This window comes from Staphylococcus pettenkoferi (genome assembly GCF_002902685.1).
Lineage (GTDB): Bacteria > Bacillota > Bacilli > Staphylococcales > Staphylococcaceae > Staphylococcus > Staphylococcus pettenkoferi.
Window position 1 is genome coordinate 1 of sequence record NZ_PPRN01000115.1, and the last position, 318, is coordinate 318.

A 318-nucleotide genomic window follows, 5' to 3' on the forward strand; every position below is an offset into this window, starting at 1 on the left:
TCAATAAGTGAGGAAAAATATGTTTAATATTATAAACGTAAGAAAAAATCCCCGATATAGAATTATTGATTATCATAATAGATACTACCTATTAGATTTGTCACGTAATCCTTTCCTATTTATATTTCCTTTTTTATATTGGTTTATTCCAATAAAGGGTGAATTAATATCTCAAGAGCAAATGAAAGAGTTAAGTAATATCGATTTTGAAGTTTTAGGGAATAATAAACTTCCTTATTTATTGTCTCCTTTAATATTTGTTTTAATTAAACCATTTGTTAATAGTTTATATACGTCCGGTTATAGTACTTTTTATTC

At 24.2% G+C, this 318-nt stretch carries 1 protein-coding gene; it reads left to right on the forward strand.

Annotated elements, in window-relative coordinates; translation table 11 throughout:
* Positions 1–19: 19 nt before the first annotated feature.
* Positions 20–318: DUF443 family protein (locus CD126_RS11935; RefSeq protein WP_142381378.1), on the forward strand; the 299-nt coding region annotated here is incomplete at its 3' end.